27 protein-coding genes are annotated in these 24,004 nt (G+C 66.7%); 12 read left to right on the top strand and 15 right to left on the bottom strand.

All coding sequences use genetic code 11. The features are described 5' to 3' along the window. Positions 1 to 86: 86 nt before the first annotated feature. The 3 genes from ACV17W_RS18460 to ACV17W_RS18450 are packed head-to-tail and all read left to right on the top strand — an operon-like array spanning position 87 to position 2,621. Complete coding sequence (locus ACV17W_RS18460) at positions 87 to 1,493, top strand: cytochrome ubiquinol oxidase subunit I (RefSeq protein ID WP_462593810.1); 1,407 nt, start codon at positions 87 to 89, stop codon at positions 1,491 to 1,493. After that, positions 1,483 to 2,490, top strand: coding sequence for a cytochrome d ubiquinol oxidase subunit II (gene cydB, locus ACV17W_RS18455; RefSeq protein ID WP_462593809.1), 1,008 nt, complete (start codon positions 1,483 to 1,485; stop codon positions 2,488 to 2,490). The genes ACV17W_RS18460 and cydB overlap by 11 nt, the downstream gene beginning before the upstream one ends. After that, the gene (locus tag ACV17W_RS18450) at positions 2,490 to 2,621 is read left to right on the top strand and encodes a DUF2474 family protein (protein WP_462593808.1); all 132 of its coding nucleotides are present in this window, start codon (positions 2,490 to 2,492) and stop codon (positions 2,619 to 2,621) included. The genes cydB and ACV17W_RS18450 overlap by 1 nt, the downstream gene beginning before the upstream one ends. 15 nt (positions 2,622 to 2,636) lie before the next feature. Here ACV17W_RS18450 and ACV17W_RS18445 read toward each other — a convergent pair whose 3' ends face one another. From ACV17W_RS18445 to ACV17W_RS18410, 8 genes are all read right to left on the bottom strand, one after another. Continuing rightward, entirely contained in the window at positions 2,637 to 3,170 is a 534-nt protein-coding gene (locus ACV17W_RS18445; protein WP_462593807.1) for a GNAT family N-acetyltransferase, read from the bottom strand. Positions 3,171 to 3,177: 7 nt separating this feature from the next. Then, positions 3,178 to 3,759 carry a helix-turn-helix domain-containing protein gene (locus ACV17W_RS18440; RefSeq protein ID WP_462596584.1) on the bottom strand — a complete coding sequence of 194 codons (582 nt, stop codon included), beginning with the start codon at positions 3,757 to 3,759 and terminating at the stop codon, positions 3,178 to 3,180. Positions 3,760 to 3,819: 60 nt separating this feature from the next. Next, positions 3,820 to 4,206 carry a DUF488 domain-containing protein gene (locus ACV17W_RS18435; RefSeq protein ID WP_462593806.1) on the bottom strand — a complete coding sequence of 129 codons (387 nt, stop codon included), beginning with the start codon at positions 4,204 to 4,206 and terminating at the stop codon, positions 3,820 to 3,822. Between the two features lie 35 nt (positions 4,207 to 4,241). Further along, the gene (locus ACV17W_RS18430) at positions 4,242 to 4,904 is read right to left on the bottom strand and encodes a thiopurine S-methyltransferase (RefSeq protein ID WP_462593805.1); all 663 of its coding nucleotides are present in this window, start codon (positions 4,902 to 4,904) and stop codon (positions 4,242 to 4,244) included. A 241-nt stretch (positions 4,905 to 5,145) separates the two neighbouring features. Continuing rightward, the gene (locus ACV17W_RS18425) at positions 5,146 to 5,625 is read right to left on the bottom strand and encodes a hypothetical protein (protein ID WP_462593804.1); all 480 of its coding nucleotides are present in this window, start codon (positions 5,623 to 5,625) and stop codon (positions 5,146 to 5,148) included. Then, positions 5,600 to 5,992 carry a phage holin family protein gene (locus ACV17W_RS18420; protein WP_462593803.1) on the bottom strand — a complete coding sequence of 131 codons (393 nt, stop codon included), beginning with the start codon at positions 5,990 to 5,992 and terminating at the stop codon, positions 5,600 to 5,602. Before ACV17W_RS18420 ends, ACV17W_RS18425 begins: the two co-directional genes overlap by 26 nt. Before the next feature lie 62 nt (positions 5,993 to 6,054). Further along, positions 6,055 to 6,633, bottom strand: a complete 579-nt coding sequence (locus ACV17W_RS18415) for a YceI family protein (RefSeq protein ID WP_462593802.1) — start codon at positions 6,631 to 6,633, stop codon at positions 6,055 to 6,057. A 200-nt stretch (positions 6,634 to 6,833) separates the two neighbouring features. Next, complete coding sequence (locus tag ACV17W_RS18410; RefSeq protein WP_462593801.1) at positions 6,834 to 8,300, bottom strand: amidase; 1,467 nt, start codon at positions 8,298 to 8,300, stop codon at positions 6,834 to 6,836. A 184-nt stretch (positions 8,301 to 8,484) separates the two neighbouring features. Between ACV17W_RS18410 and ACV17W_RS18405 the strand changes: the two genes are divergently transcribed. Continuing rightward, positions 8,485 to 8,919, top strand: coding sequence for a GNAT family acetyltransferase (locus ACV17W_RS18405; RefSeq protein WP_462593800.1), 435 nt, complete (start codon positions 8,485 to 8,487; stop codon positions 8,917 to 8,919). Positions 8,920 to 9,227: 308 nt separating this feature from the next. Then, positions 9,228 to 9,758 (top strand): superoxide dismutase [Cu-Zn] SodC, encoded by a 531-nt coding sequence (gene sodC, locus ACV17W_RS18400; protein WP_462593799.1) that lies wholly within the window; start codon positions 9,228 to 9,230, stop codon positions 9,756 to 9,758. Positions 9,759 to 9,848: 90 nt separating this feature from the next. On the opposite strand, the gene lon is transcribed toward sodC, so the two are convergent. The 4 genes from lon to ACV17W_RS18380 form a co-directional block, all read right to left on the bottom strand. Continuing rightward, a complete protein-coding gene (lon, locus tag ACV17W_RS18395) occupies positions 9,849 to 12,188 on the bottom strand; it encodes an endopeptidase La (RefSeq protein ID WP_462593798.1) in 2,340 nt (779 codons plus the stop codon). After that, positions 12,185 to 12,592, bottom strand: a complete 408-nt coding sequence (locus ACV17W_RS18390) for an Hsp20/alpha crystallin family protein (protein WP_462593797.1) — start codon at positions 12,590 to 12,592, stop codon at positions 12,185 to 12,187. Before ACV17W_RS18390 ends, lon begins: the two co-directional genes overlap by 4 nt. A 180-nt stretch (positions 12,593 to 12,772) precedes the next feature. Further along, entirely contained in the window at positions 12,773 to 13,795 is a 1,023-nt protein-coding gene (locus ACV17W_RS18385; protein WP_462593796.1) for an aldo/keto reductase, read from the bottom strand. A 416-nt stretch (positions 13,796 to 14,211) separates the two neighbouring features. After that, positions 14,212 to 14,463, bottom strand: coding sequence for a hypothetical protein (locus tag ACV17W_RS18380; RefSeq protein WP_462593795.1), 252 nt, complete (start codon positions 14,461 to 14,463; stop codon positions 14,212 to 14,214). Between the two features lie 234 nt (positions 14,464 to 14,697). On the opposite strand from ACV17W_RS18380, the gene ACV17W_RS18375 reads away from it, so the two are divergent. Next, a complete protein-coding gene (locus tag ACV17W_RS18375) occupies positions 14,698 to 15,177 on the top strand; it encodes a carboxymuconolactone decarboxylase family protein (RefSeq protein ID WP_462593794.1) in 480 nt (159 codons plus the stop codon). Positions 15,178 to 15,352: 175 nt separating this feature from the next. Here ACV17W_RS18375 and ACV17W_RS18370 read toward each other — a convergent pair whose 3' ends face one another. Next, complete coding sequence (locus tag ACV17W_RS18370) at positions 15,353 to 15,841, bottom strand: RrF2 family transcriptional regulator (protein ID WP_462593793.1); 489 nt, start codon at positions 15,839 to 15,841, stop codon at positions 15,353 to 15,355. A gap of 135 nt (positions 15,842 to 15,976) precedes the next feature. Between ACV17W_RS18370 and ACV17W_RS18365 the strand changes: the two genes are divergently transcribed. From ACV17W_RS18365 to ACV17W_RS18350, 4 genes are read left to right on the top strand one after another with little or no spacing between them, the layout of a single operon-like run. After that, positions 15,977 to 16,717 carry a DUF3348 domain-containing protein gene (locus ACV17W_RS18365; protein ID WP_462593792.1) on the top strand — a complete coding sequence of 247 codons (741 nt, stop codon included), beginning with the start codon at positions 15,977 to 15,979 and terminating at the stop codon, positions 16,715 to 16,717. A gap of 10 nt (positions 16,718 to 16,727) precedes the next feature. Next, positions 16,728 to 19,052, top strand: a complete 2,325-nt coding sequence (locus ACV17W_RS18360; protein WP_462593791.1) for a DUF802 domain-containing protein — start codon at positions 16,728 to 16,730, stop codon at positions 19,050 to 19,052. Next, on the top strand, positions 19,049 to 19,696 hold the full coding sequence (locus ACV17W_RS18355; RefSeq protein WP_462593790.1) for an OmpA family protein: 648 nt from the start codon (positions 19,049 to 19,051) through the stop codon (positions 19,694 to 19,696). Before ACV17W_RS18360 ends, ACV17W_RS18355 begins: the two co-directional genes overlap by 4 nt. Next, positions 19,689 to 20,399, top strand: a complete 711-nt coding sequence (locus ACV17W_RS18350) for a DUF2894 domain-containing protein (protein ID WP_462593789.1) — start codon at positions 19,689 to 19,691, stop codon at positions 20,397 to 20,399. Before ACV17W_RS18355 ends, ACV17W_RS18350 begins: the two co-directional genes overlap by 8 nt. A gap of 3 nt (positions 20,400 to 20,402) precedes the next feature. Here ACV17W_RS18350 and ACV17W_RS18345 read toward each other — a convergent pair whose 3' ends face one another. Continuing rightward, positions 20,403 to 21,035 carry an NHL repeat-containing protein gene (locus tag ACV17W_RS18345; protein WP_462593788.1) on the bottom strand — a complete coding sequence of 211 codons (633 nt, stop codon included), beginning with the start codon at positions 21,033 to 21,035 and terminating at the stop codon, positions 20,403 to 20,405. A gap of 47 nt (positions 21,036 to 21,082) precedes the next feature. Then, positions 21,083 to 22,300, bottom strand: a complete 1,218-nt coding sequence (locus ACV17W_RS18340; RefSeq protein ID WP_462593787.1) for a helix-turn-helix domain-containing protein — start codon at positions 22,298 to 22,300, stop codon at positions 21,083 to 21,085. Between the two features lie 119 nt (positions 22,301 to 22,419). Between ACV17W_RS18340 and ACV17W_RS18335 the strand changes: the two genes are divergently transcribed. Both ACV17W_RS18335 and ACV17W_RS18330 read left to right on the top strand, forming a co-directional pair. Next, entirely contained in the window at positions 22,420 to 23,196 is a 777-nt protein-coding gene (locus ACV17W_RS18335) for a DUF899 domain-containing protein (RefSeq protein WP_462593786.1), read from the top strand. After that, positions 23,174 to 24,001, top strand: a complete 828-nt coding sequence (locus tag ACV17W_RS18330; RefSeq protein ID WP_462593785.1) for a copper chaperone — start codon at positions 23,174 to 23,176, stop codon at positions 23,999 to 24,001. The genes ACV17W_RS18335 and ACV17W_RS18330 overlap by 23 nt, the downstream gene beginning before the upstream one ends. The last annotated feature ends 3 nt before the right edge of the window (positions 24,002 to 24,004 follow it).

The raw sequence follows: 24,004 nt of genomic DNA, 5'->3' as shown, positions 1-24,004 counted from the left end.
TGCGCACGCGTGGGCACGCACGGCACAGGGTTTGCTGCACCTTCCAACCGATTCCGCCCGACCGGCCGACTGGGCCACGGAGGCAAATGGACGCGCTACTGCTGGCCCGCATTCAGTTCGGCTTCACCATATCGTTCCATATCCTGTTTCCGGCTCTGACGATCGGGCTGGCCAGTTACCTGGTCGTGCTCGAAGCCCTGTGGCTTCGTACCGGCCAGCGCCGCTACCTGACGCTCTACCAGTTCTGGCTGAAACCCTTCGCGGTGGCGTTTGCCATGGGCGTGGTGTCAGGCATTGTGATGGCCTATCAGTTCGGCACGAACTGGTCAGAGTTCTCACGCTTTGCGGGAGCCATCACGGGGCCCTTGCTGGCCTACGAAGTCCTGACGGCGTTCTTCCTCGAAGCAGGATTCCTGGGGGTGATGCTGTTCGGGCTGAAGCGCGTCGGCCCGGGGCTGCATTTTCTGTCGACCTGTGTCGTGGCACTGGGCACGCTCATATCGGCGACCTGGATCCTGGCTTCGAACAGCTGGATGCAGACACCCCAAGGCCACGAGATCATCGACGGCCGTGCGGTGCCCATGGACTGGCTGGCGGTGATCTTCAACCCTTCATTTCCCTATCGGCTCGTTCACATGGTGATCGCCGCCTATCTGGCCACGGCGCTGGTGGTGGGCGGAACGGCGGCCTGGCACCTGCTTCGGAAAAGGGACGCCCCGACCGTGCGCACGATGTTGTCCATGGCCTTGTGGATGGTGCTGGCGTGCGCGCCCCTACAGGCGTTCGTGGGCGACCTGCATGGCTTGAATACGCTGAAGCATCAACCTGCCAAGCTGGCGGCCATGGAAGGCCATTGGTCGCCCACGCCGCCCGGCACAGGCGTGCCCCTCATCCTGTTCGGCTGGCCGGACATGCAGGACGAGGTCACGCGATACAAGGTCGAGATACCACGGCTGGGAAGCCTGATACTGACCCACAGCTGGGACGGCCAGATTCCTGCTCTGAAATCCTTTCCGCCTGAAGACCGGCCCAACTCCACCATCGTCTTCTGGACCTTCCGCATCATGGTCGGGCTGGGGTTGCTGATGATCGCATTGGCGATATGGGGCAACTTGCTGCGCCGCTCTGGCCACGTGTTCAAGTCCCGGCCCTTTCTGCGGTTCGCGCTGGCCATGTCGCCCGCTGGACTGGTCGCGATACTGGCCGGCTGGTACACCACCGAGATCGGGCGACAGCCCTGGATCGTGTATGGACTGCAGCGCACGGCAGACGCCGTCTCGCCGCATCCGGCGGGCGAGGTAGGCTTCACGCTGGCCCTGTTCGTGGTCGTTTATCTGGCCGTTTTCGGGGCCGGCACGGCCTATGGAATGCGGCTGCTGGCGGCCGGGCCAGAGGAAGCCGGCGACGACCCGGGGCCGGGGGGCGCCGGAGAACCGCGACAACCCATGCGGCCGCTATCGGCCGCCACCCAGGAGCCGCCTCATGGGCATTGACCTGCCGCTGATCTGGGCCATCATCATCCTGTTCGGGGTCATGATGTATGTGGTCATGGACGGCTTCGACCTGGGTATCGGCATGCTGTTCCCGTTTTTCCCGAGCAAAGACGATCGCGACGTCATGATGAACACCGTCGCGCCTGTCTGGGACGGCAACGAAACCTGGCTGGTGCTGGGCGGCGCCGGGCTGCTCGCGGCTTTCCCATTGGCGTATGCGGTGGTGCTCAGCGCCCTGCATCTGCCGCTCATCCTGATGCTCACCGGCCTGATCTTCCGCGGCGTCGCATTCGAATTCCGCTTCCGCGCCCGCCCAGGCCGCCTGCGCCTTTGGGACAAGGCGTTCGCAGGCGGCTCGCTGACGGCCACCTTCTTCCAGGGCGTCACGCTGGGCGCATTCCTGAACGGCCTGCCGGTCGCCGACGGGCGCTACACGGGCAGCTCGACCAGCTGGCTGGCGCCGTTCCCCCTGTTCACGGGGCTGGGCCTGACCGTGGCCTACGCCCTGCTGGGCGCCACCTGGCTGGTCATCAAGACGGAAGGGCCGCTACAGGATCGCCTGCGCGTCATTGCGCGCCGGCTCGCCCTGGCGCTGCTGGGTGTCATCGGCGTCATCAGCCTGTGGACGCCGCTGCATCACCCTGCCATCGCCGAGCGCTGGTTCAGCCTGCCCAATCTGTTCTGGTTCGCGCCTGTGCCGCTGCTGGTGCTTTTCACGACCTGGAAACTCCTGTCCACTTTGCGCGGGCCAGGACATACGGCGCCGTTCCTGTGGACGCTGGCTCTGGTGTTCCTGGGGTACAGCGGCCTGGGCATCAGCCTGTGGCCGTACGTCATACCGCCGTCGGTCACGATCTGGGACGCGGCGGGCCCCCCGCAAAGCCTGGGCTTCGCACTGGTGGGCGCCCTGCTCATCATTCCTGTCATCCTCACCTACACAGGATGGTCGTACTGGGTATTTCGCGGCAAGGTGCGCCACGGCGAGGGATACCATTGATGCGCTGGCACCGGAATCCGTGGGCGCGCCGCCTGGCGTGGCTGGTGGGGCTATGGGCGGCAGGCGTCGCCGTCGTGCTCGTGCTGGCTCAGGTGCTCAAGAGCATCATGCGACTCAGCGGCCTGGGCTAGCGTGCCCCAAGCCGCTCACGTCAGCAGCTTGTACATGATCGTCGTGGCGTCGTACTGCTGTTTTGTCACGTCCAGCGCATACCCGGGTATCACGCCCGCGCGCCGATAGCCGAGCGACGCATAAAGCGGTTCGGCATGATCGCCAGAACGCGTATCCAGGGTAAGCAGACGCCGGCCTTGGGACAGCGCTTGCGTCTCGAGCGTCACGATCAATCGGCGGGCGAGGCCACGACGCCGGAATTCGGGGTGCACCAGCAATTTGCGTATTTCGGCGCGATGCGGCTGGTTGGACGGCGTGTCGCAATCCAGCTGCACCGTGCCGGCGATCCGATCGCCTGCCCGTGCCACCCAGAGCATTCGCCCGCCGACCCGCATCGCGGGCAGAACCTGGCGGGCCCAGAAATCCTGGGCATCGGTCTGGTCATAGGGCCATACGAATCCCACGCTGGCGCCGTGCAACACGCAGGCGTGGAGGACTGCCCCCAGGGGCATCAGGCCCGCCTCCGCCTGGTCTGCCGTCCACTGCTCGAGCCTGATCGCGGAGTCCATAGAGACCTCAGACGATAAACAACAAATAGTGCGCCGCCGCCGTCGCGGGGGTGCAGAAGGCGCTCGATCCGCTCAGTTGATACCGCAGGCAGTCACCGGGCTGGAGGTCATGCGGCTGCCCCTCGACGGTGACCTGCAACTGGCCTTCGAGCAATACGAGGTGGTGTTCAAGGCCTTGGCGCGGCGAATGGCTGTATTCAATGCGCGCGCCGGGCGCGAGCCGGCACTGCAACACCTCGCCGGCGAGCGGCTGCGCGGGCGGCGACACCGAACGACGTTCGAAGCCGACGCTCGTGTCGGTCCAGACGGGCTGCTGCGAGCGCTTCACCAAGGGAACAAAGTCGTCCTCGACCATGCGCATGAGGCGGGACAGGGTCAAACCGAACGCAGCGCACAGCCGGCCCAGCACGCTCGCCGTCGGGCTGACCGTTCCGTTTTCGAGCCGCGACAATGTGGCGCGGCTGACGCCCGCTTGCGCGGCCAGTTGGTCGAGCGACCAGCCGCGCTCGACACGCAGGCTGCGCAGCCGGCGTGCGATCTGGTCGTCCAGCGCCTGCGCGGTATCAACAGGAAGGGCCGCGTTTCTCATATTAGAGATTTTCTCTCGAATATGAGAATTCGGCAACTCATCAATCATCGGCCTGCGAGGTTACGCCAGCCGGGCATTGCGCTCCTTCAGCAGTTCCCGCAACACGCTGCGATGACAGCGGCTTTCGTTTTCGCAATAGCAACCAACCGAAAAATCGGCGGTGGCCGACAGTGCTGCGAGCAGGTCCAGCACCTTGCCCGCTTCTCCGGCCTGCAGTTCGGCGCGGATTTTCCGCGCCACAGCGCGCCATTCGGTATCGGTGCCGGCCGCCAGGGCCTGCTTGACCAAGGGCGGGCTGGGCGACAGCACCGGAAGCCAGACGTCGTAGTAGTCGCGCCTGGCAAAGTCCGCCTTGGGTACGCCGCGCGGCGGCCTGCGCACCGTGCCTATGCGCAGGCCTTCGCCCGGAAGGCGCGACGTTCCCAATTGCACAATACGTATGCCCATGGTTGCCTCGTCAACTCGCGCCCGCAGGCACGGCTTCAGGCCGCTGCGCGCTGCAGGCGATACACCAAGGTATCGAGCTGCTTCAAGCCGCGCTCGGCGAACTTGGGTTCTTTGGCCAGGATGTCGCGACGGTCTATCAGTACCGCGTCAGTGTGGCCGGCATAGATGGCCTGAACCTCGGCATCGGCCACCGAGAACGGCGGCCCTTCCATCTGGCTCTGGTCATAATCCAGTGTAATCAGCAGGCCCCGATAGGCCGGCGACAATTGGCCATACACGTGGCGCGCATAGCGGGCGCGCATCTCGGCGGGCAATGCCACGAGCGCGGCGCGATCGTAGGCCCCCACGCAGTTGCCCAGCACGTCTGCCCCCAGGTCGAAAATATCGCCGCAATAAATCTCGATGTCGCCCGCCTTGTAATAGCAGCCCTTCTCGGCCTGCCGCAGCTCGGGCTGCAGTCCTTGTTCGGCGAAAAACTGTTCTACGGCCAAGGGCGACAACTCCACCCCGAGAACGCGGTGGCCTTGCTGCGCGAGCCACATCATGTCGAGTGATTTGCCGCTCAGGGGCACCAGCACGCAGCCGCCGGCTGGCACCTGCAGTGTCGGCCAGTATTTGGCCAGCAAGGGTGTCACCCGCAACTGATGAAAATGCGTGCGCCCATCGCGCCAGCGCTCGAGCCAGAAATCCGCGTCCATGCATTGCCCTTGAGAATTCGCGCCGGCACCGTGCGGACGCGATGAATCGTGGTGACTGGCAGGCCGGCCATGCGCGCCAGGCGCGCAGGGCCTGCGCCCGCTCGCACGCTATTTTGCAATAAGCTGAAAACCCGCGCCAACGCACGGGGCAAGCCGGAGGGCCATGCCTGTCATGGGGCATGCAAGGCAGCCCAGGAAACCCGGGCCCCGCTGGCGCGCGCCCATCGCCGAGCCCGCGCTGTCAGCGATCAGGCATCGCCGCTGCACCGGGCGCCGCGTCGATGGGCGGCACCTGGGCCGCGCGCTCGGCGCGCAGCTCGCGCAGGCGCTGCACCTGCGCATCGAGTTCGAAGCGTATCCGCTCGACCTCTTGAGGGCTGGTAGCACGTTCGGCGGCCATGCGCAGATCTGCCATCAGCCGCGCCAGGCGTGCAATTTCGTCATCGGGAAGAGGCGCGCTGACACGCCGGTGATGGCGACGCTGCAATACGGCGCTGAGCCGTTCCCGCAGAGCCAACGCTGCCATGGCGCGCATGGGCTTCTTAAGAAAGGGCGGCCACCCCGCCACGGCTCCCGCTGTGAGCGCTGCCGTCGAGGCCCACCCGCGCGAAGAACCGCCCAGCGCGGTGGCCCGGCTGCAGGACTCGGCCAGGTCGCGCCTGTCCTGTTCCATCTTGGCCAGCAGGGCCTGCTTGTCAGCCTGTGTGGTGATCTTGGACATAGTGGCTCCGGGCAGCAGCCGTATCCAGGCGAACCTGGCGGCTCAATTCGGCAAAAGGCGACGCCTTGGGCGCGTTGCGGCTGGCAACGTAAAGGGCGATGAGCGTGATCAGCAGCCAGGCGCCGGCCACCAGCCATGCCACCAGCGAGCGGTGCTCGGTGTCCCAGAAACTGACCACCGTGGCCACCGACACGAACGCCAGCGTGCCCAGCGCACAGAACAACAGCGCAACACAACCTATGAGGGTGGTCACCAGCGCCGACCGGTACAACGACAATTCAATGCCGGCCAGCTCGAGGTAGTCGCCGCTGCGCTCGGCCACAAACTCTGCAATATGGCGCAGGCGCCGCAATCGTTCGGAAATCATGGCATCTCCTTCGTGAGGCCAGCCCACGCAGCAATTGCCATACCTGCATGCCGCAGTCTGGACTACGGCCGGCGTCCCGCCTCGACCTGGATTTCAAGCTCGACTTCCGGCTTGAAGCCCATGTCGAGCCCGAAGTTCAAGCCGTAGTCGCCACGGTTGAACGAGGCCGACACGTCGGCGCCGCACACTTCGCGCTTCTCCATGGGGTGGTCGATGCATTTGAAATCGTCGATGTCCAGCTTCAGGGTACGCGTGACCCCGCGCAGCGTAAATTCGCCTACGGCTTCTTCGGGGCGGTCGCCATCGAACTCGGTGAACCGGCCCTTGAACGTTGCGGTGGGATAGCGGGCGGCATCGAAGATATCGGCGGCCACCGCGTGCCGGTTCATTTCGTCGTGCCCGAAGTCTATGGAATCGATCTGCACGGTGATGTCGATGGTGCCGGTGCGCGCGGCGCGATCCAGCACGATGACGCCGGAGGTGGAGTTGAATTTGCCGCGCCAGGTCGACAGCCCGCCCAGGTGATCGGCTTCGAAGCTGGGGTACGTATGGGAAGGATCGATGTCGTAAGTGACAGGCGCCGCAGCGGCAGGCAGGGACAGGACGGCGGCGGCGAACAACAGCGGGGAAACCAGCTTCATAAATGTCAGACTCCGAGAATGCCCACGCAGCTCGAAGTGCGCGCGGGCCAACAATGAGACCACTTGCCAGTGCTTCAGTTCACTGCAAGCACAGCATACGCCTGCGCCGGGCCGCCCGATTGGACAAAGATCTGGCCGGCGCCAACTACCACGCAGCAACCGACCCGTGGTGTTCCGTTGCGAGTTCGGGGCGCCTGTTGTCAGGGGTCCAGCAGTGGACTGCGGACCCGGCTGTGGCCGCTCGCTGCATCGTAGGCCAGCCCCAGCTGGAGCAATTCAAGGTCATGCTGGGCCTTGCCAATGATCTGCAGGCCTGCGGGCAAGCCTCTGGCGTCGAACCCTGCAGGCGCGGCCAGTGCGGGCAGCCCGCCCATCGTGGCGGGCACCACGGCCTCCATCCAACGGTGATAAGTGTCCATCTTGCGTGCGCCCACTTCCGCGGGCCAGGTGTGTTCCGCCGGGAAGGGAAACACCTGCGCAGCAGGAAGCACCAGAAAATCAAAGTCTTCAAACAATCGCTGCAGGGCGCCGTACCACGCTGACCTGACGACGGCGGCGCCATACACATCGGCCCCCGACAGAGCCAGCCCGCGTTCGATTTCCCACACGGCCTCGGGCTTGAGCAACGCACGCGTGCCCGGCTCGCGATACAGGGCCGCGTTGGAACCGGCGAATGTAAAGCTGCGCAGATCCAGCCAGGCCCGCCACAGTCGTTCCAGGTCGAAGCCCGGCGCCGCCGGCTCGACGCTGCAGCCCAGGGTCGCGAAGTGCTGCAACGAACGTTCACACACCTGCAGCAACCCAGGTTCGGTGGCAAGCTGCCCGCCCATGTCGCCCAGCCAGCCTATGCGCAGCCCCCGGCAGTCACGTTCCAGTTCGGCGGTGAAGCGCCGCGGGTCTTCGTTGCGACGCCCGAGCGGCAGGCGCGCGTCAAAGCCCGCCTGCACCGACAACAGCAGCGCCAGGTCAGCCACGTTGCGCGCCATGGGACCGCTGACACTGAACTGCTGGAAGAACACCTCTTCGGTGGGCCCGTGCGGCACGCAGCCGGGCGTGGTGCGCAGCCCGTATACATTGTTGAAGGCCGCGGGCGTGCGCAGCGACCCCATCATGTCGGAACCGTCGGCCACGGGCAGCATGTGCAGCGCCACCGCTACGCCCGCGCCGCCGCTGCTGCCGCCGGCGCTGCGGGCGGGGTCGTAGGCGTTGAGGGTGGTACCGTACACGGGGTTGTAGGTATGGCCGCCCAAGCCGAACTCGGGGCTGTTGGTGCGCCCGACGAACACCGCTCCGCCGGCCCGCATGCGCTCGTACACGATGGCGTCGGTCTGCGTGACCTGGCCGGCGTAGATGGGCGAGCCCCTGGTGGTCACCATGCCGCGCACTGGCATGATGTCTTTGGGCGCCTGCGGGAAACCGTGAAGCGGTCCGAGCCAATTGCCGCCCGCGAGCTCGGCATCCAGGTCCCTCGCCCGCCGGACCAGCGCGTCGCGCTCGACCTGGGCGACGATGGCGTTCACAGCGGGATTGTGCCGGTCTATCTGCGCGAGATACGCTTGCAGAACCTCAACGCAAGACACCTCGCGCGAGCGTATGGCGGCTGATAGCGCGACGGCATCCAGGTAGACAAGCCCGCTCGGCACAGCGGCGGCAGTCGTAGCGCTCATGGCAGCCTTACCCCGTAGTGGTGAAGGCCTCAGTATATCCAGCATGCCATGCGGGCCGGGCGCGCCGCGCGCCATGCTTTGCGGTATGCTGCTGCCCATGGACCACCCCACGGCATCCGCTGCCTGTCTGAATCCGCGACCAACCCCTCCACGCCTGCGTTGAGAGGTTTTGCGCTAGCAAAGCATGACCCCAGCCGCCTTCGTCATCCGCCAGTACCGGCCCATCGACGCCGACGCCGTCGTACAACTGTGGCAAGACTGCGGGCTGACGCGACCCTGGAACGACCCGTACCGGGACATCGCCCGCAAACTGACCGTGCAGCCCGAACTCTTCCTGGTGGGTACCGTCTCGAATAACGTGGTGGCCACCGTCATGGCGGGATATGACGGACACCGCGGCTGGGTGAACTACCTGGCCGTCGCTCCCGCGCACCAGCGCCAGGGCTGCGCGACACGGCTGATGCGGGAAGTCGAGCAGCGGCTGACCGCCATCGGCTGCCCGAAGATCAACCTGATGGTACGGCGCGGCAACGAGTCGGCAGTCGCGTTTTACCGCCGGCTGGACTACGGGCAGGACGAGGTCATCAGCCTGGGGAAAAGGCTGATCGCCGACGCCTGAGGCGCCGGGCGTCAAGCCTACGCGCCCAGTCGTCGCCTGCAATCCGCTGTCGTGGCATCCCGCCTGGCCGCGCGTGGCTGCACACGCCCCGGCGCCGCAGGGTCGCGGCGTGCACAGCGGCGCGGCATGCAAATTGCCGCCCGGCGTGGCGCGGGCACCGGGCCTGCAAGACCAGGCCGTCCGCGGCTGCCGTGCGCAATAGGCCTGTCGGCGCGCGTGCAATCCCTATACCATCTGCAATGAGTACCGTGCAGGCGGCGCGAACACCGCGCCGCTTCGGCCGCTTTCTCTAACCTGGAGGTAACCCCATGCAGTCTCATCTGAAGTACGCACTGCTGGCCGGCGCCATAGGCCTGGCTTCGATCGCGCGCGCCGATGTCACCGTGCCGGTCCATCAAGCCACCGAGAAAGGTCCCGGCGAACAGATCGGCTCGATCCAGCTGGCCGAAAGCAAGTATGGGCTGGTCCTGACGCCCGACCTCAAAGACCTGCCGCCGGGCGTGCACGGCTTTCATGTGCACGAAAACGGCAGTTGCGATGCCAAGACGCAGGACGGCAAGGCAGTGCCGGCCGGTGCGGCAGGCGGCCATTACGATCCGGACGGCACCAAGAAGCATGGCAGTCCGTGGGCCGACGACGGCCATCGCGGCGACCTGCCGCCGCTCTATGTCAACGCCGATGGCACGGCCACGACGCCCGTGCTGGCGCCCAGGCTCAAACTGGATGAAGTGCAAGGGCTCGCCCTGATGGTCCACGCCGGGGGAGACAACCACAGTGATCATCCGAAACCGCTGGGTGGCGGTGCCGGCCGCATCGCGTGCGGCGTGATCCCGAAATAGCCGGCTTGCAGGCCCGGCGCCGCGCCGCCCGCGCCGCATCGCCGGACTCGAAGGGGTGCGGGCCGCGGCACGCACCCCGCAGCGCCGCGTTCACGCGACGATGGCGTCGGCAGCCTGCTCCTGACCGTCTATGGCGTAGTCGATGGCGTCTTCGATACGGTCCAGCAACACGAACTTCAACTTCTGCCGGACTTCCGGCGGAACGTCTTCCAGGTCTTTGCCATTACGGCGAGGCAACATGACGGTCGCGATGCCTGCGCGCAAGGCAGCCAGCGTCTTTTCCTTGACGCCGCCGATCGGGAGCACCAGCCCGCGCAAACTCACCTCGCCCGTCATGGCCACGTCCGACCGGACCGGCCGTCCCGACAACAACGATGCCAGCGCCAGGAACATCGCCACGCCGGCACTGGGACCGTCCTTGGGGGTCGCACCCGCGGGCACGTGAATGTGCACGTCGGTTTTTTCCAGCGACTCGCCGCTCCAGATCTTGGCCAGGGTCAGCGCCGTCTGCGCCGATTCTTTCATCACGTCGCCCAGCTGGCCCGTCAGTATCAACCGGCCGCTGCCGGGCGTTTTCGAGGCTTCGATGAACAGAATGTCGCCACCCACCGGCGTCCAGGCCAGGCCCGTGGCCACGCCCGGTACGCCGGTCCGCAAAGCCACTTCGTTCTCGAACCGCTGCGCGCCGAGGATCTGCGGCAGGTCGCCGCCGTCGATGCGCACCTGCGCCGCTTTGCCCTCGGCGATCTGCATGGCCGCATGCCGCAGCACGGCGCCGATCTCGCGCTCGAGCTGGCGCACGCCCGCTTCACGCGTGTAATCGCCCACGATGGATGACAGCGCGGCGTCGGTAATTTCGGCCTGACCTGCATCGAGGCCATTGGCCTCGAGCTGACGCTGCACCAGGTACCGGCGGGCGATCTGGATTTTCTCTTCTTCCGTATAGCCCGGCAGCTGGATGATTTCCATCCGATCGCGCAGCGGCCCGGGAATGGTGTCCAGCATATTGGCCGTGCAGATGAACATCACGTGCGACAGGTCGAAGTCCACGCCCAGATAGTTGTCGCGGAATTTATGGTTCTGCTCGGGGTCCAGCACTTCGAGCAACGCGCTGCCCGGATCGCCGTGGAAACCGCCGGCACCCAGCTTGTCGATTTCGTCGAGCATCAGCACCACGTTGCTGCTGCCCGCGCGCCGCATGGCCTGGATGATGTTGCCCGGCAAGGCGCCCAGGTAGGTACGACGGTGCCCCCGTATTTCAGCCTCGTCGTGCACGCCGCCCAGGGCCACGCGCTGGAAGGCACGCCCAGTGGCGCGGGCAATGGATTGCCCCAGCGACGTCTTGCCCACGCCCGGCGGCCCGGCAAAGCACAGTATGGGGCTGCGTCCTTGCGGGTTGAGCTTGCGCACCGCCAGGTATTCAAGAATGCGGCGCTTGATCTTGTCCAGGCCGAAGTGGTCTTCATCGAGCACCTTGCGCGCCTCGGCAAGATCGATGGGCGGCTGGGGCTCCTGCTTCCAGGGCAGCTCGGTCAGCCATTCGAGATAGGTGCGCAGCATGGCCGATTCACCGCTGCTTTCGCCCATGCGTTGCAGGCGGCCCAGCTCTTTGCGGGCATGGCTGAGCACTTCGTCGGGCATGCCGGCCGCGTCGATGGCTTCTTTCAGGCGCGCGATCTCGGCAGCGCTGTCGTCGATGTCGCCCAGTTCTTTCTGGATCTGCCGCAGTTGCTCGCGCAATACCGTTTCGCGCTGGCGCTCGTCGAACTGCGCGCGGGTACGTTCACCGATTTCCTTGGACAGGCGCAGCACTTCGACGCGGCCCGCCAGCAGCTCGATCACCCGATCGAGCCGGCGCGAGAGGTCGAAGGTTTCAAGAATGTCCTGCTTCTGTTCCGGCTTGATATCGATCATGTGCGTGACCATATCCGCCAGCAGCCCGGCCGACTCGATGCCGCGCACCACGCCAACCAGTTCGTCGGGCACGTTGGGCAGCAGCGTGATGGCGTCGATGGCCTGCTCTTTCAGCTGCAGGAAACGCGCCTCGGTCTGGCTGTCGTGGTCTTCGGCGGGAGGAATCTCGGCGACCCGCGCCACCATGAAAGGCCAGCCCTCCAGGAACTCCAGCACGCGAAAGCGCGATTGACCCTGCACCAGCAGATGATGCGCGCCGTCCTGGCCGGTGATGTAGCGCGCGATGGGGCCTTCGGTACCCACCCAGCGCAGGTCGTCGGGGCCCACTTCGTTGCGGGACGGGTCGCGCTGCAGCAGGAACCCGATGGGATGCTCGGTCTTGACGGCTTCCTGTGCTGCCGCCACGGACGACTCGCGCCGTACCGTCACTGGAGACAGCACGCCGGGGAACAGCACCGCATCGCGCAGCGGAATGATGATGCGCGCGTCGTCGGGCAAGGTGCGTGTTTCGCTCATGGAGCCTCCCTCAGTTTATTCAGGGTCAAGACCAGGCAGCCGTCGGCCAGTTCGGTGGATTGGGGTTCCAGCGCATGCAAGGGCAACGCGATGCGCCGGCGAAAGCGGCCATAGGGAATTTCGAAACGATGGATGCGGGCATTGGCCGCACACGGCATGGGCCGCACCCCGGCCACCGTGATGCCGCCCGGGTCGAATGCGACCACCAGCGTATCGGACGGCACACCGGGCAGCGCCACGTAGACGAGCACCGCCGAGGCGGTTTCAATGACATCCACGGGCGGTTCCCAGTGCGGGGCGTCGGGCGGGCCGGCGCGCAGGACTTCACGCTGCAGGCGTTCGGCGTGCTCCAGCAGCGACAGTGCGTCGCCCCAGATCCAGGATGAAAAATCGCGCGATCTCATGAACTTGCCCTCGTGGCCATAGTTCGTATCTGGCGGCGGGGCGGAAGTTTTTCAAGCCGCGCGAGGCGGCTGGCTGGATGGGTGCCCGGCGAACCGCCCCCGCCGGCCCGGCCCCGCAGGCGCGGGGCGGCCCGATGTCATGATGCGCGTCTGGACGAGCGGGTGCAACCCGCGGCGGCTTCAGTCCGCTGAATCCGCTACCGGGACCGGCCGGCCGTAGAAAGGGTAGCTGGGGTCGTTGTAGCCGGGGCTGGATGCGTGTCCGGGCACCACCCAGGCGTCGACCATGGCTTCTTCCTGCGGCGTGATCTGCAGGTCCAGCGCGCCGTAGTAGTCCTGCATTTGCTCGAGCGTGCGCGGGCCCGCGATCACCGCACTGATCAGCGGGTTGGCCAAAACCCAGGCAGTCGCGAAGTGGCCGGGCTTGACGCCGCGCTGCTCGCAATAGGCCGTGAGCTCGGCGGCGATATGCAGAGATTCGGGTCGGAATTCGGTATCGAGGATGCGCTTGTCGCCCCGGCCGGCGCGGGTATCGGGCGCAGGCGCCTGCCCCGGCGCATACTTGCCCGTGAGGACGCCGCGCGCAATGGGGCTGTAGGGCACCACGCCCAGGCCATAGTGGCCGCAGGCGGGAAGGATCTCGACTTCGGGCCCCCGGTTCAACATGTTGTAGTACGGCTGGCACACTACCGGCTGCGGCACGCCCAGTTCACGGCACAGACGCATCACTTCGGCAATGCGCCACCCGCGGAAATTCGACAGGCCGAAGCTGCGCAGCTTGCCGCTGCGTATCAGGTCGCCCAGGGCGTAAACCGCCTCTTCCAGGTTTTCTTCATGGAAGTCGCGGTGCATGTAAAGAATGTCGATGTAATCGGTACCCAGGCGCTTCAGGCTGGCGTCGACGCCTTGTATCATCCACTGGCGGGAATAGTGCGACCGGTTCGGACCGCGTGCAACTGCGTTGCCGATTTTGGTGGCGAGCACCCAATCATGGCGCTGCCCCTCGAGCAACTTGCCCACCACCTCTTCCGAGCGGCCCTTGTTGTAGACATCGGCGGTGTCGATGAAATTGACGCCGGCGTCGCGCGCCGACGCCACGATGCGCTGCGCTTCGTCGAAGGGGGTCTGCTCTCCGAACATCATCGTGCCCAGGCACAAGGGCGAGACACGCAGATTGCTGTTACCGAGACGGCGGTATTTCATGGCTTGGAATTCCTGTGCGGCTGAGAACGGGTCAGGCAGAAAGCGTACTCCGAATGTACCTGACACGCAGCATCGCGGAGCCAGCTGGCGCTGCACACGGCAGCGGCAACGCTCACAGTGCGTGAAAGGCATGTCCCTTTGCGACGCTCTACGCGAGCCAGTCGCGCTTGCGATCGACTTCCGATGCGCTGGGCGAGGCCATATCACGCACGCCGTCCGGGGGCGATAAACAAGATCGACGTCACTAATCCCCGCCGCACGTGCACTGTGTCCTGACGCCGAACGAACTGCCCGAGGCGACCCACGGCCCGCCAACGAGGCGCCAGGGCCCTCTACCTGATGATCTGCTGTCGCTCGATCTGCTGGGGCGGCGGGCCGTCAATGCGGGCCGCGGCGGCAGCGGGCAATTCTCGTCCCTACGCGTAGAGCGGCTCCCCGTGCTGGGTCACACCTCTTACTCGCCGCAAGATGCGGTGCGCTTCGCGCTCGGCTTCATCCTGCTCGTGATACGGCGAAGCGTGCGGCGGATGCCATACGCGTTCGGTGCCCACGGGCCCCGCATTCTCAGGGCGCGTCGCCACCCGTATGGCAAAGCCCCCCTCGTTGGCAATCACCACGTCGCAGAAAACCCGATAGCCATTCAGCGAGATACCTGTCGCGATGTCCATATGCGTTTTTTCCCTGGAATGCTGAAGTTGCCGAGCAAAGATCGTTGCCACCGGTAAGCAGCCAATACCGGAAGAACTATCCGGCGTTCCTTTCAGCAAATGCCATGCCCGGGAATCGAGGAGACACCGCGCCCCGATTTAGTTACAAACAGTTTCCACCCCAGCACATAGCAAGGCCAAATACGGATATTATTTGTCTTTAAGGACAATAAATATCCGTAATAGGAGCCTGGCATGAGCGCGCGTTTGAATTATGTAGAGCAGTCGCCCGAATTCTTCAAAAAATTCGTGCAATTCACCACGTCGCTGCACGCGGGGGGCATCGAGCAGAAAATCGACGACCTGCTGCAGATCCGCGCTTCGCAGCTCAATGGCTGCGGCTTCTGCCTGGACATGCACATCAAGCAGGCCAAGATCCACGGTGAGACCGAGCTGCGGCTGCACCACGTCGCCATCTGGCGCGAATCAGGCCTGTTCACGCCGCGCGAGCGCGCCGCTCTGGCCTGGACGGAAGCACTGACGCGCTTGCCGGAAGGGGGTGTGCCGGACGCCGTTTATGAACAGGCGCGGGGGGAATTCTCGGAAAAAGAAATCACCGACCTCACCTACCTGGTCATGGCCATCAACGCGTGGAACCGCATCAACATCGCCTTCAGGAACGAGCCCGGCTCGGCCGACCAGGCGTTCGGCCTGGACAAGGCCGGATTGAGCTGACCCGCGCGCTGCCCGCGCGCCCGTCTACCCGGTCGAGTCTACAAGGCGCGAAGAACGCGTCGCGGATAACGGGTCGCGGAGAACGGGTCGCGGAGACCGCGCCGCGGAGCCCGTCGGCGCGCCGGCACGGATTCCGGCCCGGCGCGCGTCGCGTGCCAGGCCCTCGACCGCCGCATCAGCCGGCGCGCTGCATCACCCATTCGTGCGTGCGTCGCATCAGGTCCGCGGACACCTCGACGGAAAGACTGTCGAGCACGTCGGAAATTTTTACTTCCCGCAGCGTGTTGCGCCATGCCTCGTCGGCGCGCCACATGACGCGGGCGATGACACAGGGGCCGCTCGCGCAGTGGCCTTCGGGCCAGCAGGGGTTATTGATGCGTATTTCGTTGCATGCAAATGTGCTCGATCGCCCTTCCACCGCCTCGACGATTTCCAGGAAGCTGATATCCGAGCCGGGCCGGGCAAGCCGGTAGCCTCCGCTGGGCCCCAGCGTGGTCGTCACCAGCCCGGCCTGCGACAGCGCCTGCAACGCTTTCGACAAGTACTCTTTAGGCACCCCATGCAATTCGGCCATGGCCTTGGTCGACAAATACCGGTCGGGCGGCAGCCCCGCCAGCACGACACAGCAGTGCAGAGCCCACTCGACCTGACTTTTCAATATCATCGCGTGCCCGAAAGAAGGATGCGGCGCCGCAGCGCCGCCAAGCAATTAAGGATACTAGATATCCTCGAATAGCGGGAAATCGCGTGTCCAAGCCCTCGACACCCTGTAAACTGCCGGATTTTTGACTCTGGCGGTATGGTGCAAGTACCTCGGCGCACAGGTGTCAGCGGCCCGACGCTCATACGCTTGCTTGCTCGCCTGACAGACGCCGATATTCCCTCATCCAGGCAATCCCTGGCCGACCGGCTCAGCATGTGGCTGAACTGGACGGACGCCATCGCGCTGTCGACGGTGCTTGACGGCGCGCCCCCTGCCCCGGCGGCCGCCGCGCGCGAATTCGACAGCGCTGAACTGCGCGAGGTCGAGCGCGTGCGCCAGTCCATCATGCAGGCCATCGACGACGAACGCCCTTATACGGCGCCCCGCGCCCGGGCGCCTCTGGCTGCACCTGCAGCCCCGCCGGACGAGCGCAGCTACGCCACTTACCGACAGAGGTACCAGGCCATTCAGCAGACCATGGAGACCAGCATCGCCAAGCTGCGCGCGCGACTGCGGGCCCTGCTGGCCACTCAGGCGCCCGCCATGGCAAAGCTGGCCATGGTGGACGCCATCATGGAAAGATCGCTGAGCCTGCACGAGCGCCGCCTGCTGGGCACGATACCAGGCATGCTCGAAGGCCATTTCGAACGCGTGCGCAGGGCCGCCCTGGACGAGGGACCTCAGGACGATCCCGCGCTTGCAGCCCAGGGGCCGCCGGCAGCGTGCCCCCCCTGGCTGGCCACCTTCCGCGCCGACATGCGCAGCGTGCTGCGCGCGGAACTGGACATACGTTTACAACCGATCGAGGGCCTGCTCGCCGCCCTGCGCGCCAATTGACCCGGACACCATGACACGTTATTTCGTTCCATTTATCGTTTTTCTCGCGGGCCTCGCCGTCGCGGGGTGGGTCGGAGCCGGCTACATAGGCTCGAATACCCTGGCCCTGGCCATCACCGCCCTGATCATTGCTGTCTATCTGGCGGGCGTGCTCGAACTGCAGCGCTACCAGCAAGGCACTGCGGGCCTGGCGCGCGCCACGGCGCGGCTGGCCGAAGCGCCGCCCAGCCTGCCGGCGTGGCTCGAGCACGTACCGGCCGGCTTGCGCAACACAACGCGGCTGCGGGTCGAGGGCGAGCGCGCCGCCTTCCCCGGGCCTGCGCTGGCGCCCTACCTGGTGGGCATGCTCGTCCTGCTGGGCATGCTGGGCACGTTCCTGGGCATGGTGGCCACGCTGCGCGGCACCGGCGCTGCCCTGGAAAGCGCCATCGATCTGCACGCCATCCGTTCTTCGCTGGCGGCCCCCGTGCACGGGCTGGGTTTTGCCTTCGGCACGTCGGTCGCCGGCGTAGCCACGTCCGCCGCGCTGGGCCTGCTTGCCGCCCTGGCGCGCCGCGAACGCCTGCGGGCCGTGCAGCAGCTCGACGCCGCCAGCTCCACGGCACTGCGTGAATACTCGCCATCCCATCACCGCGAACACACGCTCCAGCTGCTGCAGCGCCAGGCCGACACCATGCCGCTCCTGGTCGATAGGCTGCAGGCCATGATGGCCACGCTGGAACAGCAGAGCCAACTGCTCAATGAACGCCTGGCAGCGAGCCAGGACGCTTTTCATGGCAAGGCCGATGCGGCCTATACCCGGCTGGCCAGCGCCATGGAGCAGGCCCTGAAGCAAAGCGTGGTCGACAGTGCCGCCGCCGCGGGCGATGCCATACGGCCCGCCGTCGAAGCGACGCTGGCCGGGCTGGCGCGCGAAACCTCGGCCTGGCAGGACACGCTGGCACATATCGTGCGCCAGCAGATGGAAGATGTCGCGGGGCGATTCGAAAGCACGACGGGGGCCGTTGCCCAGCTCTGGACCGATGCGCTGGCCGAACACCGGCAGGCAGGCCAGGCTCTGGCGCAGGGGTTGGATTCGTCGTTGCGGCGTTTCAACGATACCTTCGAGCAGCGCTCGGCCGGACTGCTCGAGAGCGTTGCCCAGCGCCTGGACGCCACCGCCGGGAGCATGTCGGCAGCATGGAGCAGCGCGCTGGCCCAGCAGGCGGCGACGGGTGGAGAACTGGCCGAGCAGCACCAGCGCGCCCTGGCCGACGCAACGGCTGGCCTGCGCGAACAGTCCGCGGCTCTGGTGCAGGCCCTGAACCAATCTCACCTCGAACTGCAGGCTGAGCTGGCGGCTCACGACGCGCAGCGCCTGCAGGCCTGGCAAGCCTCGCTGGGCGACGTTTCAGACGCGCTGCGGCAACAGTGGACGCAGGCCAGCGAGCAGGCCGCCCGCCAGCAACAGCAAGCGTGCGACACGCTGGCGCGCACCGCGCAGGAACTCTCTGCGCAGACGCAGGCGCAGGCACACGACACCATTGCGGAAGTGGCCAGGCTGGTTCAGGCTGCGGCGGAAGCGCCCCAGGCCGCCGCGCAGGCCATTGCGGGCTGGAACCGCACGCTGGATGACATCGCCGCGGCACTGCGCCAGCAATGGGAACAGGCCAGCAGCTTTGCGGCCGAGCGCCAGCAGCAGATCTGCGACACGCTGGCCCGCACGGCGCAAGAAATGGCGACGCAGAACGAGGCTCACGCACGGGACACCATCGCCGAAGTGGCGCAGCTGGTGCAGACCGCCGCAGAAGCGCCGAAGGCCGCAGCCGAGGTCATCGCCGAATTGCGGCAGAAACTCACCGACAGCATGGCCCGCGACAACGCCATGCTGGACGAGCGCGGCCGGCTGATGGAAACCCTGGGCACGCTGCTCGACGCGGTCAACCATGCTTCTTCGCAACAGCGCAACGCGGTCGACGAACTCATCGCCACGTCAGCCGGGCTGCTCGATCGCGTCGGCGCCCAGTTCACGGCCAAGGTCGAGGCCGAGACTGACAAGCTGGGCTCTATCGCGGCCCAGGTGACCGGCAGTGCCGCCGATGTCTCCAGTCTGGGCGAGGCCCTGGCCGCCGCGGTGCAGGCGTTCGGCGAGTCCAGCAACCAACTCACCGAGCACCTGCACCGCATCGAAGCCGCCCTCGACAAATCAATGACGCGCAGCGACGAGCAACTGGCGTACTACGTGGCCCAGGCGCGCGAAGTCGTCGACCTGAGCGTGCTGTCGCAGAAACAGATTCTTCATGATCTGCAGCAGCTCGCCACGCAGCAGGCGCCAGCCAACGGCGAAACGGCATGAGAGACGACATTGACGCCGGGGTCGAGCCCACCGCGCCAGCCTGGGCGGTTTTCGGCGACCTGATGTCGGTACTGCTGGGCGCTTTCGTACTGGTGCTGGTCGGCGTCATCGGCGTGCAGCTTGAACTGACGTCCAGGCTTGAGGCCGAGGTCAAGCAACGCCAGGAAGAAACGCAGCGCCGCGTCGAACTGGAGCAGGCGCTGGCCGGGCCGCTGGCCGCGGGCCGGGTCACGCTGGTGGACGGCCGCATCGGCATCAGCGGCAGCGTCCTGTTCGCCCTGAACTCCGACCAGTTGCAGCCCGAGGGCCTGGAAGTGCTCAAGAGCCTGGTCGGACCACTGACCGACTACTTGCAGTCACGCGATGAAGTGCTGATGGTCAGCGGTTTCACCGACAACCAGCCCGTACACGGCACGAACCGCCGTTTTGCCGACAATTGGGAGCTTTCCGCGCAACGCGCCCTGACTGTGACGCGCGCACTCATCGAGCAGGGCGTCTCGCCGGATTCGGTGTTCGCCGCCGCGTTCGGCGAGCAGCAGCCCGTGGCGCCGAATGACGATCCGGCCGGGCGCGCCAACAACCGCCGCGTCGAGATCAGCCCGATTCCCCGCATCGCACAGCAAAGGATGCAAGCGAGTGAGTGACGCGCGCCCCGATGCCATTCAGGCCGCGCTGGACCGGTGGCGCGAACGCGGCATCGCGCAAGCCGACTCGGCCCGCTATCGCCGCGTGGAGGCCCTGGCGCAACGCGCCCAGCGCCTTGACGGCGCCGCGCGGGCGCTGGTCGACGCCAAGTTGAACGAGCTCATCGACGAACTCGAACGCGAATGGCCCGAGGCCGGCATGGCGGCAACCGCCGACGAAGCCGGGCTTGCCCCGAGTGCCGGGGCGCCAGCCGCCGGTTTGCCAGCCGCCGGATCGCCGGCCGCCGGATCGCCGGCCGCCACGACCGCTAGCCTGTCCGGACTACTGGATTACCTGGCCGCGCACCCGGCGCTGACCGAGGACGACGCCGCCGCGCAGGCCCGGACGCGCATGCGACACCCGTATCCCGAACTGGATCAACTGGACTACTTCCAGGCTACCTGGGCACGGCTGAGCACCGATCTCCAGCTGCGGCAATCGCAAGAGCAGGTACACGAAAACGCAGGCCCCCTGAACTCCAACCATCTGGTGCACCGAGCGTTGTCGCTGATGCGTGCGCAGTCACCCGGCTATCTGCACCAGTTTCTGGCGTACCTCGCTGCGTTGTCGTGGGTCGATCAGCTCAGCAACAACGGTGGGCTGGCCGTGAAGCCCGCCGCGCGCGGCAAGAAACCCACCCGCGGCGCGCGCGCGGGGCGTTGACGCTCAGACGTCCGGACGGCGAACGACCCGCAACTTGCCGCTTTCGGCGCCTCCGCAGAACAGCCGGCCCGCGCCATCGTATTCCAGCCCCGAGACCAGCACGCCGGCCGGCATGGCCAGGCTCGCCAGCACCTTACCGCTGCCCGCGTCGACACGCCTCAGCTCGCTGGCATCGTCTTCCCAGGTGGCGTGCCAGAGCGCGCCTTCCACCCAGGTCACACCGGTGACGTAGCGGTCGGATTCCAGCGTGTTGAGCACTTTGCCCGTATCCGGATGCACCTGGTAGATCTTGCGATGCTTGAAGTGCGCGACCCACAGCATTCCTTCCGCCCACGCCAGCCCGGAATGGCCGTCGCCCTCAGGCGTCGGGATGGTGGCCAGCACTCGGCCTGTCGCGGGGTCGATCTTGCGGATGACCGGGCCCGCGATCTGGAAAATGGCCGTGCCGTCGAAAGCCGTGCCGGACGGACACTCGATGGCGATGCTGCGCCCCGGCGCGCCGCTGTCAGGGTCGATAGCCTGCAGGCGATCGCCCGTGGCCACCCAGACTTGCCGGCCGTCATAAGTGACGCCGTTGATGTGTGCCACCCCCGGGAAAGGTCCATGTTCTTCGATGATTTCAGCGTTGTCGCTCATGCAGGCACCTCGTCGGTCGGATTGCGAAGAAAAGCCACACCTGCATGCTAGGGGCTGAGCGCCACGACGGGAAGTAACAAGCCTGTCGCGAATTCAGGAATGCCCACCGCCAGCCAGCGCCGCGCTCGCCCTTGTCCTATCGGCCGCACGCGGCCGGTTTCCGCCAGCGCATCCAGCGCCCGCTGCACCGTGCGCTGGCTGGCGCCCAGCGCCAAGGCGAGCGCCGAACTGGACCACGATTCGCCATCGGCCAGCAAGGCGAGCACCGGCGCATGCGGGGTCTGCTCGGGCCAGTCCAGTATTGCCACCGTGCCCGTGGGCGGCACCAGCAGGTAGCCGCGCGGCGTGGCCACAATATCGGCGAGATCTCGCAGCGCGCGGCGCAGGCGCCCGATCTCGACACGGCATCGCGCGCGGTGGGTTTCGTCGGCATGCCGGGTACGGAACACGGCGGCGATCAGGGCTTCGCGCGGCACATCGGCCGGCCAGGCATCGCCCAACGCACGCGCAAGCCTGAACAACACCGGGCGTCGCGCCAGCTCGACGGACTGGCTCGAGCGCAGCACCCTATGACGGCACGCGTCGATCAACAGGCTGTCCGACCGCGCCATGGAATCAACATCGGCCAGCGTGGCCAGCCGCTGCAGGCCCCCCAGGCTGAGCCGCGCCGCCGGGGTCTCGAGCGTGCGGCGGGCGTTGTCTATTTCGGCGAGCAACACGCCGATACGCGCCTGGCCGGCAATCTGCCGCGCCGCCTCCAGGGCGGCGTGCGCGGCCTGCGCCTGCATGCGCCGCATGGCAAGACCGGCCGTGACCAGTGCGTGCACCGCCCGCAGCGCGGCCGGCAGCGAGCGGTGGTCCTGCGCTGCCAGCACGGCTTCGGCCTGCTCAAGCCGGCCCATCAGCAGCAGCCGGCGCGCGTCGATATAGTGCGCGTGCGCGGCGTTGACCGTGTCCCCTTCGCGCAGCAACACGGCGCGGGCGGCCGCCAGCGGTTGCGAGGGCCATGCCAGGTCGCGCATGGCCAGCGCGATTTCCGCTTCGGCCACCACACATCGGGCGCGCGCCAGCGACGCATGCGAACCGAACGCGCGTGCCGCTTCGCGCATCAGCCGCCGCGCCCGCGCCAGGTCGCCCAGTTGCGCCATCGCGGTGCCGCGCAATGCCAAGGCCGGCGCGTCGTCGCGCAAGGCCACGCGATTCAGCGCTCCCAGCGCGTCACCTTTGGCCAGCGCGCGTGCGGCGGCGACGATTGAAGAGTCCATGCTAATCACGCCACGTTTGTCACTCTCTCGGGGGGCTGCGGCGATCCTAACCTATAGGCCAGCGGTTCAACCAGACCATGCTGGCGAGCCGCGCCCCATCATCCTCCAAGGAGCCACCCATGACCGCTCACACCACGGGCACCCGAGAAACCTGGCTGGCTGCACGCCGGGCGCTGCTGGACGACGAAAAAGCCCTGACGCGCCGCAGCGACGAGCTGGCGCGCCGACGTCAGCAACTGCCGTGGGTACGCGTCGACAAGCCCTACTTGTTCGATACAGAATCCGGGCGCGCCGCGCTGGCCGACCTGTTCCAGGGCCGCTCCCAGCTGCTGATTTACCACTTCATGTTCGGCCCGGACTACCAGGCCGGCTGCCCCTCCTGCTCATCAATTGCCGACGGGTTCAATGGCGTGTACACCCACCTTGCCCATCACGACGTCACGCTGATGGCCGTGTCGCGCGCACCGCTGCACAAGTTGCTGGCGTACCGCCGACGCATGGGCTGGTCATTTCCGTGGGCTTCATCGGCGCCCAGCGAGTTCAACGCGGATTTCAACATCTGGTTCAGCGAAGCGCAGCAGCTTGCCGGCGAAATCGAATACAACTTCCGCCGCGAGCCGAAGTTCGATGACCTGGCCGCCGAGCAAAGCGAGGCGTGGCAGGCCGAAGGAAACATCGCCGCCATGTGCGGTACCGACGTCGCAACGTTCCAGCGTGAACGCCCAGGCATCAGCGCCTTCGTCCGTGACGGTGACGCGGCGTATCACACCTATTCGGCCTACGCACGCGGCCTGGACGGGCTGTGGGGCATGTACCAGTGGCTGGACCGCGCGCCCAAGGGGCGCAACGAAACCGGCATCTGGTGGCGCCGGCATGATGAATACGGCACGCGGTAAAACGGTTCATGCCGCTGCCGCCGCGCGACCGGGAAGCGGCAAGGTGCCCGCGCGGCGCGGATCGGCCGGGTTCGCCGGCTTGCTCGCCCTGGCCTTCGGCGCGGCCGTCGCGTGCACCGCGAACTCTGCGTACGTGCCGGCGTTGCACGAGCTGTCCCTGTGCGCGGGCGGCCGCGTCGTATGGCCGCCGCCCCGCCTCGACGCCTTCGCCGCTTTCATCGCCATGTGGCAGATCATGATGACGGCCATGATGCTGCCCTCGGTCGGGCCGGCGCTGCACCGTTACCGCCAGGCTGCGCATGCGCATGGCCACCGCGCACCCGGCTGCCTTGCAATGGGCCTGGCGGCTGGTTATCTGGCCGCCTGGTTGCTGCCCGGCATCGCCGTGTACCTGGGGACGTGGCTTTGGGCCGGTCTGGCGGCTGCACCGCGCGCAGCCCATCTCGACGCCGCCGCGCGAGGGGCAGCCTTGACGGTGGCGGCAGCCGTGCAGGGCTCCGGCTGGAAAGCGCGGCACCTGGCGCACTGCCGCACGCCAGCCGCCGTACCCGGCGTGGACCTGCCCCTGGCCGCGGCCTGGAGCCAGGGATGGCATCTGGGCCAGCATTGCCTGCGCAGCTGCGCGGGGTTCACCTTGGCACTGATGGCGCTGGGCATGACAGACGCGCGAATCATGGCGGCGTTGACGATCGCGATTGCCATCGAACGCCAGGCCCCCGGGGGCCTCCACTGGGCGCGGAGGTTCAGCGCCGCCCTGGCGGGGGCAGGCGCCCTGGTGGCGTGGCGGGCATACGGGGCAGGCTGAGCG

Source organism: Bordetella sp. MIP270_01_BMS, assembly GCF_054958705.1.
The sequence above is the reverse complement of the archived record's forward strand: the minus strand, read 5'-3'. Positions and strand labels throughout refer to the sequence as shown.